Origin of the sequence: Catenulispora rubra (genome assembly GCF_015356825.1) — a bacterium.
GTDB lineage: Bacteria > Actinomycetota > Actinomycetes > Streptomycetales > Catenulisporaceae > Catenulispora > Catenulispora rubra.
This window is the reverse complement of the sequence record NZ_JAACYW010000052.1, coordinates 43,620-52,588: the sequence shown is the minus strand read 5'-3', so window position 1 is coordinate 52,588 and position 8,969 is coordinate 43,620. Positions and strand designations below refer to the sequence as shown.

Here is an 8,969-nt window from a genome sequence, read left to right as displayed (position 1 = left end):
GGACGGCGGCGGGGGTGGGAGTGCGGCCGTGGTGTGGCGGTTTTCGGCCGACTCGTACTTTCACCCCGCCCCATCCGGGGGTCACACCACCCTCGGTTCAATGATCCCAGATCGTCAAGGCCCGAATGAAGTACTCACGCACCTGAACCGCCCGATCGGCGCAGCGCTACGCAGCCGCGCCCAGCATCCGATCCAGCCGCCCCAGCGCCCGCCGCGTCGCCAGCGCGATCCCCAGTGCCGAGGCGCGGATCGCCGCGGCGGTCGGGAGCGCCGCGTCCACGGCCATGGTCCAGGCGACGCGGGTGCCGGCCGGGGTGTCCAGGACCGCCCATTCCTCGGCCATGGCGCGGATGCCGGGGACGGTGGTGCGCTCGATGCGGTACGCGTACCTGTTCGGCGTGTCCCAGGCGAGGATCTGCTCGTGGAAGGCCACGCCGCCGACTAGGCGGACCCGGCGCTTCGTGCCGACGCCGAAGGGGCCTGGGCCGCCGTACTCTGCCGCCGCCACTGCGCCGTACCAGCGCGGGAGGTCGGCTACGTCGTGCGCTATGGCGTCGAAGACCGCTTTCGGCGCGGCGGTGAGCGTGCCGGAGAAGGACAAGCGGATCGGGGCTGTGTTCAGGAAGTCGAGGTCTACCGGTCGCGTCGCGTACATGGGCTTACTTTAGGTGCTCAGCTTATGCGGCTGACCAGCAGAGCCCTGTCGTCCCCGGCGTACGCCTCGCCGGGCAGCAGCATCAGGTGCCGGCACACGGTCTCCGGCGACTCCGCGCACACCAGCTGCGCCGCCATGCGCAGCCGCTCCATGCCGTCCTCGATGTCGTCGCCGGGCTTCTCGATCAGGCCGTCGGTGTACAGCACCAGCGTGTCCGAGGGCACCAGCGTGAACTGCGCGACCGGGCGGTGCTCGTTCTCGCGCACGCCGAGCGGCAGGCCTTTCGCCTGGTCCAGCCAGTGTGTGACGTAGCCGCCGGCGCGCTCGACCAGCAGCAGGGGCGGCGGGTGGCCGGCTCCGCTGTAGCGGACCCGGCCGGTGGCGCGGTCCAGGACCAGGACGCAGGCGGTGGCGGTGGTGTCGTTCGGGAGGTACGCCGACACGAAGCGGTCCAGGCGGCGCAGGATCTCCGCCGGGTCGTCCGTGTCCAGGGCGTAGGCGCGCAGCGCGTTGCGCAGCTGGGCCATCACCACCGCCTCGCCGAAGCCGTGGCCCGCCACGTCGCCGATCACCCAGGTCACGGTGCCCGGGACCGGCTCGAAGACGTCGTACCAGTCGCCGCCGACGTTGTGGTGGCGCGCGGCCGGGACGTACTCGGCGGCCGTCACCAGGCCCTTGACCTCCAGGACGGAGGGGAGCAGGGAGCGTTGGAGGCGTTCGACGATGCGGGCGTCGTCGTCCTTGGGCGCGCGGGGACGGGCCGGCGCGGCCGGCTGCTGCGGCCTCGGTTCCTGCGCGTGCACGTCACCTCCAACGCGGGGATACAGGCTCCGGCATATCCGAAAGCCCAGTTCATTGTGCAGGATCATGGTGTCGCCGCGCCGTGGTGACCACCGGGCGTCGGCATGGCGGCATCGAGACCGACACCGTCCGTCGCACTCAGAGTATTCCCTCCGTGACTCACTACGGAGTAGGAGCCGCGCCTTCGTGCCGAAAAGCGACCCGATTCTTACCGCTCTCACAGCCGTGGGAAGCTGGAGGCGATGAAGTACCGCTTCCTGCTCCGACCTGCCTGGCTCGCGGCGATCACGGCCCTGGTCGCGCTCACCGCGGCCTTCGTCGGCCTGGGGATGTGGCAGTGGTCGCGGGCGCACCGCACGCACAAACTGAGCCCGCAGGCCGCCGCGGCGTACGTGACGCCGGCCCCGCTGGCCCAGCTCCTCAAGGACGGCTCGCCGGCCACCGACGACGCCATCGGCCACGCGGTCACCGTCTCCGGGGTCTTCGACGGCGCGCACCAGCTCCTGGTCCCGGACCGCCGCTTCCCGGACGGCCGGATCGGCTACATCGTCATCGCCCCGCTGAAGGTCTCCGACGGCAGCGTCGTGGTCGTCGGCCGCGGCTGGTCGGCGCAGCCGGTCACGCCGCCGCCGACCCCGTCCGGCCAGGTCACCGTCACCGGCTGGCTGTCCGCCGAGGAGCCCGCCGACGGGGCCCCGCCGGACGCCACCGACGCCGCCGCGAAGGACCCGGCGCACCTGATCGCCTCGGTGGACGTGGCGACACTGGTGAACACCTGGCCGTACACCAACCTGGACCAGGCTTATGTGAACGAGCTGACCCCGGGTGCCGCAGACCTGACTCCGATCCCGGCGCCCGCACCGCCGAACACCTCGTCCTGGTACATCCTCAACGTCGGCTACACGTTGCAGTGGTGGTTGTTCGGCGTCGTGGGCCTGTGCTGGTTCGTCATCTACGTCCGCCGCCTGGCGAACCCGGTCGAACCTGAGGAAGACGAAGAAGACCAGGAAGACCAGGAAGACCAGGAAGACCAGGAAGACCAGGAAGACGAAGCAGAGGAAGAAGAACTCACTCAGCCTGAGCAGGCTCCGGCGACGGCTCCGTAGCGTCCGCGCCCTGCGCGCCGACCGAGACCGTGGTCTTGGTGCGAGCCGCCTTCGCCGCCGTCTTGGCCTTCTTCTTCGCCGTGCGCTCCTGCGCCTCGGCCAGCAGCCGCTGCGTGTCCCGCACCACGATCCGCTCGTAGTAGAAGGCCAGGAACGGCACCACGCCGACCAGCAGGATCAAGATGGTGCGGATCGGCTTGTACCGGGCCCGCAGGCACAGGTCGAGCGCCACGATCAGGTACAGCATGTAGCCGTAGCCGTGGATGATCGCGACCGGCTTCTCCAGCGTCTTGTTGTGCGCCCACAGCTGAAGCGGGATGACCACGAAGGTGAGCAGCAGCAGCATGGTGCCGGTGAACAGCGCCATCACGCGGTAGCGCTTGATGGCACCGGAGGTCAGCGTAGTCATTCGGGGGACCTGTCCTGTCCAGCTTTTAAATCAGCTCAGCGGCGTTCGGTTCCCCGCGAGCCTACTCGCCGTTCCTCGGCGCTCCCGAAGGCGGTCGCCAATGCGGCGCCGACCGCGGCCGCCGCCGCGATCGCGACCAGGACCGGCCGGTACGCCCCGCTCGACGCCGGCAGCGCGACCAGCGCCGTGGCCCCGGCGATCAGCGCGGCCAGCGTGATCAGGAACACCGGGGAGGCGGTCCGGCGCAGCACTCCCGGCGGGATGGTGAGCGAGTCGGTCAGCAGCAGGTAGCCCGCCAGCAGCACGGCGTCGACTCCCGCGGCCCACGCCTGGGGCTTCTCGCACGCGACCAGCACCACGAACGCGCCGACCAGCAGCGTGTTGCGATGCACGGTCGCCACGTGGTGGATCCGCATCGACGTCAGGACCGGCCGGCCGGTGTACGGCTGCGCGAGCACGGCGAACACCACGACGCAGAACGTCAACTCCAGGACCGATTCCGCCTTCGGCGGCCAGGTCCACATCGGCACCCGGGTGCCCATCACGGCCATCACGACGCCGTAGGCGGCCCAGAACAGCGGGCTGACGAGCAGGCCTTCGACGAAGCCGCCGCCGGCGGGATCAGTGCCACCGACGACGCCACCAACGGCACCGGCGCCGCCGCCGTCGACGTCGCGGCTGTCGGAGGCCGAAGCCGAGGCCGAGGCCGGTGAACTCGCCACACTCATCGCGCCCTCCCGGCCAGCGGAGCCTGCTGCAACGGAGCCAGCGCCAGATCCAGCGGCTCGATCCCGTCCCACGACACCACCGGCACCCCCAACTCGCCGAGCACGAACCGCACCGCCTGCCGGTCCAGCCGCCACAACCGCAGCGCCAGCGCGTCCAGATGGTCCGGCTTGGCGCCGGTGGTCGGCGCCGGCTCGTGCGCCAGCACGTCGATCACCACCAGCGGGTGCCCGCGGTCGGCGAGCTCGCTGATCGCCTCGACCACGCCGGGGTCCAGCAGGGGGCTGAAGACGTAGACCATCGCGCCGCGCGGCAGCACGCGGGTCGGGAGCCGGCTCAGCCCGCCGACCTCGTACGTGAAGTCCTTGCGCAGGTCCATGACGGTCTGCGCGATCCGGTACAGGTACCCGTTGCCCGATCCCGGCGTCAGCCACTGCACCCGGCCGGACAGCGTGACCAGGCCGATCCGGTCGTGCGCCTTGAGGTACGCCTGCGCCAGGCCGGCCGCGCCGCGCACCGCGGTGTCCAGCGTCGAGCGCGGACGCGGGTTGGCGGGATCCGGCGGCTGCGGCAGGTCGGACAGCGCGTCCACGACCACCACCGCCTCCGCGGCGCGTTCGGCCTCGAAGGTGTTGACCTGCAGTTCGCGTCGCCGGGTGGTCGCCGACCAGTTGATCCGGCGCTGGCGGTCGCCGAACACGTACGGCCGCACCTGGATGAACTCCACACCCTCGCCCGGCGTGCGCGCCGAGTGCTCGCCGAAGCGGTCCGGGAAGCGCACCGGGGCCAGCGTCGTGTCGTCGGGGGCCGGGACCGGGAAGGCCTCGACCTCGCCGAGGTCGGCGTGCAGCGAGGTGAGCCGGAGTCCGGCGGTGTCGTGGACGTCGATCGCGACCGCGCCGAGCGACCACCGGCCCCAGCGCGGGACCAGCAGCTTCACGGTGATCACGCCGCCGGTCAGCTCCAGCGACTCCAGCGTCACGCCTGAGGGCGCCGGGGCCCCGCCGAACTCGTGGTCGTCGCGGGAGCGCGGGGACAGGTACTCCTGGCGGGTCCAGCCCGCGGCGGCGTCGGCGGCCAGCCGGATGGTCGCGGTCAGCGTCTCGCCCTCGAAGCAGCGCCGCTCGGGGACGTCGACCTCGGCGCGGATCCGCTTGGGGTGCGTGCCGCCGTGCGCGGTGAGCATCAGCAGCGGCACCGCGGCCAGCGGGACGCACCACCACGCGCCGAACACCACGGCCGGGACCACCGCGCAGATGGTCGCGGTCAGCAGCCGGGCGGCGCGTTGGGAGGGGCGCCAGACGGCCGGGGCGGTCGCGGTTTTGGCCGCCGAGGCAGGCTTCGGCTTTGCGAGGGTCGGCGAGGTCGGCGACGACAACGACGACAATGACGACAGCGAGGACACAGAGGCGACGGACGGTCGCGGTGCGCCCGCTGTGTCTGCCGAGTCCCGCGGCGTCGGCTCGCTCATCGGCGCGCGCCGGCCGGCTTCTGGGCCGGCTCCTGATTCGGGTTCGGGTTCGGTGCGGCGTCCTGCTGCCGCGGCAGCGTCCGCGGCGTCGGCGTCGCGGCCAGCAGCGAGGCCACGACCTCGTCCGCCGACACCCGCCGCACCCACAGCTCCGGCCGCAGGCTGATCCGGTGCGCCAGCGCCGGGACGGCGACGGCCTTCACGTCCTCGGGGATCACGTAGTCGCGTCCCGACAGCACCGCACGCGCCCGCGCCAGCTGCACCAGCGCCAGGCCGCCGCGCGGGCTCGCGCCGACCTGCACCTGCGCCGCCGCGCGGGTGGCGTTGACCAGCGCCACCACGTAGTCCACGACGTCGGCGGAGACCTCCACCGTCTCCAGCGAGGCGCGCATCGCCAGCAGCTCGGGGGCGTCGACGATCCGCTGCAGGTCCACCTTCTCGGCCCGGCGGTCCAGGCGGCGCAGCAGCATCGCGGCCTCGTCGGACGGCGGCAGGTAGCCCATCCGGACCCGCAGCAGGAACCGGTCGAGCTGCGCCTCCGGCAGCGAGTAGGTGCCCTCGTACTCGATCGGGTTGTCGGTGGCCAGCACCACGAAGGCCGGGTCCAGCAGGTGCGACTTGCCGTCCACCGACACCTGGCCCTCGCCCATCGCCTCCAGCAGCGCGGCCTGGGTCTTCGGCGGCGTGCGGTTGATCTCGTCGGCCAGCAGCAGCTGGGTGAACACCGGGCCCGGCCGGAACACCATGTCGCCGCTGCGCTGGTCGTAGAAGGGGGCGCCGGTGACGTCGGAGGGCAGCAGGTCCGGGGTGAACTGGATGCGCGTGAAGTCCAGGCCCAGGGCGGTGGCGAAGGACCGGGCCATCAGGGTCTTGCCGAGCCCGGGCAGGTCCTCGATCAGCACGTGGCCGCCGGCCAGCACGCCGAGCAGGACCAGCTCCAGGGCGGCGCGCTTGCCGACGACGGCCTTCTCCACCTCGTCCAGCACGGCGAGCGCCTTGCGGCAGGTCTGCTCGGGGGTCAGGTCGTCGGACATCGCGTCTCCTCTGGTCTGGTCTGGCTGCCCGCTCACATCCGCTCCAGCCGCTCGATCAGCTCGGCGACCGCACGGATCGGGACTTCGGCGGGCCTGCCGCCGGCCGGGTTCGCACCCGCGGCGGTGGTGGCGGCGGCGTTGGTGGTACTCGTGATCGCCGCCGGATCGACCAGCGGCCACAGGTCTTTTCCGATCAGCTGCGCGGCGGCCTGCGGGTTCCGGTACAGGTTCACGCCGTGCCGCTCGGCCACGCGCGCCGCCGCCAGCCGCGTCAGTTCCCTGCGCAGCCCGCGTTCGTAGCCGCCGCGCTCGCGGGTGTTGCGGAGCATGGAGCTGTACCAGGCCACGCCGATGTAGTGGCGTTCCAGCACGCGCTCGCGGACCTCGGTGTCCATCCCGAGGGTGCGGCCGGACACGGTGTACCAGGCGCCGAGCGCGATCGCCGCGACGCAGGCGCCGAGGGCCGGGCCCAGCCACGCGGTGCCGAGGACCAGCTCGGCCACCGCGGCGACCACCGCGGTCATCGCGACCAGCGCGATACCGATCGCGATCCACCGGCGGCGCTCGACGCCGGACAGTCCGTCCATCAGCGCCTCCCGGCGGTCTGTGCCGATGCCGATGCTGATGCCGAAGCCGATGTCTGCGACGATGCGGACGCCGCCGCAGCAGCGGCGGTGGCCTTGGCCTGCGCTTTCGCGGCTTCCAGCGCCTCCGCGCGCACCCGCAGATGCTCGGAGATCGCACGCAATGCCTCGCGCGCCGCGTCCCGCTGGCTCTCGGCGATCGGGTGGTGCGAGAAGCGGGCCTCGCGGAACAGGTCGGTGAGCTGGCGGGCCGGCTCCTCGGGGATGAGCTGCGCCGCGGTCACCCGGCGCAGGAACTCCTCGGGGGTGTCGGTGGCGCGCCGCAGAGCGCCGCCGGCGCTGACCGCGAGCTCCATCGCCGAATAGCAGGCGATGACGGCTTCCCGGGCGTCGCCCTCGTACTCCAGCGCTTCAGTCCCGGCGGCGACGGCCTCGGCGAGCTGTTCGAGCTCCGGGTTCAGCGGCTCGAAGTCGATCGTCGCCACCGGCATGCGCAGCCGGCGGCGCGACAGCAGCTGGATCAGCACGTAGACGACCAGCGCGACCGCTGCCGCCACGATCAGGACCATCACGGTCTGTACGATCCAGGCGGCGATCGGCGCGCCGGGTTTGCCGGCGGCCGGCTTCAGTGTCACGCCGGGGTCGATCTTGGGGGTGCGCGTGCCGGACGGCACGGTGTTGGGGGTCACCGGATCCGGCGGCGAGGGCTGGGGTTTGCGCCCGAGGAACACCAGGCCTATCGGGGTGAGGACGGCGGCCGCGGCGAGCAGCACGGCGGTGGCCGTACCGGCCCGGTGCAGGACGCCGTAGCCGTCGTCCCGGTGCTTGGCGAAGTTCGTGGCCACGACGACCAGGAGGACCACGGCGCCCAGCGCTATAGCCGGCCGGGCGCCCTCCCACAGGCCGGAGCCCGCACCGGGGTCCAGCGGGCCGTCGTGCCGGGACGCGACCGCCATCGCCGCGACCGCGAGGACGACCACCGCGGCCGGCAGCCAGCGGGTGGGCTTTCCGGAGTTGCTGGGCTTTCCGGGGTCGCTGGGCTTGCCGGGGCTGTCGCTCATGCGTTCCCGGCGTTCTGCTCCGCGGCACGCTTGGCGCGGATCTTCGCGGCCTGCCGGGCCAGCGCGTGCTCCAGGCCGCGGTCTATGTGCCCGCCGACCTGGCGGACCTCCTCCATCTCGGCGCTGGCGGCCTGGTGCACCTCGGACGGGATGGTCTTCAGGTTGGCAGGCAGGGCCTTGACGGCCTCCCACAGCGAGATGTCGTCCATGCCCATGGCCAGCTCGGTGTGCTTGCGCATCAGGGTGACCAGATGGCGCCGGCGCAGGTGGGCCAGGCTGTCGGCGGCCTTCAGGGCGATCGCCCAGATCAGCAGGTTCAGCACCGGGACCGCGACCAGCCAGGTCGCGTAGTGGATGTTGTCCGAGGTCAGCCAGGACGGCCGGTGGTGCATCCGCTGCGCGGAGTGCTTGACCTGCTGCTCCATCCAGGCCGGGAAGCCCATCACGGTCGCGGTGCCCAGCGAGGTCAGCGCGAACGGGATGCCTATGTAGGCGCCCCAGCGCGGCCAGGTGGTCGTGGCCTGCAACCGGTGGCGCAGCCGCATGAAGGGGCACGGGAACAGCACCGAGGCCAGGTTGCCGGCGGCGATCGGGGCCAGCGGGAGCTCGGCGATGATCGGCCAGTTGTGCTTGACCCAGTGGTGGTCCTTGGTCAGCAGGATCACCAGGCCGGCGACGCCGAAGGCGAATCCGGCCTCGAAGAGGTAGAGCACCTGGTTGCGCACGCGCAGCATGCGCGCCGGGTCGCCGCCGCCGGACAGGACCCTGATGGCCCACTCGGGCTCGGCGGCGAGCTGGTTGGTCAGCGAGGCGTCGGCGACCGCGGTCAGCACGGTGGTGACGATCAGGGTCAGCGGATCGCGCACCTGGTGCCCGAAGGGGTCCCAGTACAGGAAGGCGCCGGTGGCCAGGCCCAGGCCCATCGAGGCCAGCATCCCGAACAACCAGTCCGGCCACACCCTCAGCACGCGGATGAGCTCCCGGGGGAGCGTCACCTTCGGTGCCGGGAGCGGGTTGGCTCCGGCCAGGGCCGTCGTGACGGCCTCGGTCATGGTGTGGCTCCCCCCTGTCGCGCCCCGTGAAGGCTACTTCATGGCTCGCCAAGGGAGGATAACCCGTTTG

The 8,969-nt window shown here is 72.1% G+C and carries 10 protein-coding genes; 1 reads left to right on the top strand and 9 read right to left on the bottom strand.

Going from position 1 to position 8,969, the window contains the following annotated elements:
* Positions 1-166 precede the first annotated feature (166 nt).
* Together GWK61_RS17260 and GWK61_RS17255 are read right to left on the bottom strand one after the other, a co-directional pair.
* Positions 167-655 (bottom strand): SRPBCC family protein, encoded by a 489-nt coding sequence (locus GWK61_RS17260; RefSeq protein ID WP_194909404.1) that lies wholly within the window; start codon positions 653-655, stop codon positions 167-169.
* A gap of 17 nt (positions 656-672) precedes the next feature.
* Complete coding sequence (locus GWK61_RS17255; protein WP_194909403.1) at positions 673-1,458, bottom strand: PP2C family protein-serine/threonine phosphatase; 786 nt, start codon at positions 1,456-1,458, stop codon at positions 673-675.
* A 240-nt stretch (positions 1,459-1,698) separates the two neighbouring features.
* On the opposite strand from GWK61_RS17255, the gene GWK61_RS17250 reads away from it, so the two are divergent.
* Entirely contained in the window at positions 1,699-2,562 is an 864-nt protein-coding gene (locus GWK61_RS17250) for an SURF1 family protein (RefSeq protein ID WP_194909402.1), read from the top strand.
* Here the strand turns inward: GWK61_RS17250 and GWK61_RS17245 are convergent.
* The 7 genes from GWK61_RS17245 to GWK61_RS17215 form a co-directional block, all read right to left on the bottom strand.
* Positions 2,525-2,971 carry a DUF3817 domain-containing protein gene (locus tag GWK61_RS17245; protein WP_194909401.1) on the bottom strand — a complete coding sequence of 149 codons (447 nt, stop codon included), beginning with the start codon at positions 2,969-2,971 and terminating at the stop codon, positions 2,525-2,527. The two genes, GWK61_RS17250 and GWK61_RS17245, sit on opposite strands and share 38 nt — an antisense overlap.
* A gap of 35 nt (positions 2,972-3,006) precedes the next feature.
* Positions 3,007-3,699 carry a hypothetical protein gene (locus GWK61_RS17240; RefSeq protein WP_194909400.1) on the bottom strand — a complete coding sequence of 231 codons (693 nt, stop codon included), beginning with the start codon at positions 3,697-3,699 and terminating at the stop codon, positions 3,007-3,009.
* Positions 3,696-5,102, bottom strand: a complete 1,407-nt coding sequence (locus GWK61_RS17235; RefSeq protein WP_194909399.1) for a DUF58 domain-containing protein — start codon at positions 5,100-5,102, stop codon at positions 3,696-3,698. The genes GWK61_RS17240 and GWK61_RS17235 overlap by 4 nt, the downstream gene beginning before the upstream one ends.
* A gap of 62 nt (positions 5,103-5,164) precedes the next feature.
* Positions 5,165-6,202 carry an AAA family ATPase gene (locus GWK61_RS17230; RefSeq protein ID WP_194909398.1) on the bottom strand — a complete coding sequence of 346 codons (1,038 nt, stop codon included), beginning with the start codon at positions 6,200-6,202 and terminating at the stop codon, positions 5,165-5,167.
* A 32-nt stretch (positions 6,203-6,234) separates the two neighbouring features.
* Positions 6,235-6,789 (bottom strand): hypothetical protein, encoded by a 555-nt coding sequence (locus GWK61_RS17225; protein WP_194909397.1) that lies wholly within the window; start codon positions 6,787-6,789, stop codon positions 6,235-6,237.
* A complete protein-coding gene (locus tag GWK61_RS17220) occupies positions 6,789-7,847 on the bottom strand; it encodes a DUF4129 domain-containing protein (RefSeq protein WP_194909396.1) in 1,059 nt (352 codons plus the stop codon). The genes GWK61_RS17225 and GWK61_RS17220 overlap by 1 nt, the downstream gene beginning before the upstream one ends.
* A complete protein-coding gene (locus tag GWK61_RS17215; protein WP_194909395.1) occupies positions 7,844-8,899 on the bottom strand; it encodes a hypothetical protein in 1,056 nt (351 codons plus the stop codon). The genes GWK61_RS17220 and GWK61_RS17215 overlap by 4 nt, the downstream gene beginning before the upstream one ends.
* Positions 8,900-8,969 lie beyond the last annotated feature (70 nt).

Coding starts and splice junctions, on each gene's coding strand:
- GWK61_RS17240 (WP_194909400.1), bottom strand. CDS start 3,699: ATGAGTGTGGCGAGTTCACCGGCCTCGGCCTCGGCTTCGGCCTCCGAC.
- GWK61_RS17230 (WP_194909398.1), bottom strand. CDS start 6,202: ATGTCCGACGACCTGACCCCCGAGCAGACCTGCCGCAAGGCGCTCGCC.
- GWK61_RS17220 (WP_194909396.1), bottom strand. CDS start 7,847: ATGAGCGACAGCCCCGGCAAGCCCAGCGACCCCGGAAAGCCCAGCAAC.
- GWK61_RS17260 (WP_194909404.1), bottom strand. CDS start 655: ATGTACGCGACGCGACCGGTAGACCTCGACTTCCTGAACACAGCCCCG.
- GWK61_RS17215 (WP_194909395.1), bottom strand. CDS start 8,899: ATGACCGAGGCCGTCACGACGGCCCTGGCCGGAGCCAACCCGCTCCCG.
- GWK61_RS17225 (WP_194909397.1), bottom strand. CDS start 6,789: ATGGACGGACTGTCCGGCGTCGAGCGCCGCCGGTGGATCGCGATCGGT.
- GWK61_RS17250 (WP_194909402.1), top strand. CDS start 1,699: ATGAAGTACCGCTTCCTGCTCCGACCTGCCTGGCTCGCGGCGATCACG.
- GWK61_RS17245 (WP_194909401.1), bottom strand. CDS start 2,971: ATGACTACGCTGACCTCCGGTGCCATCAAGCGCTACCGCGTGATGGCG.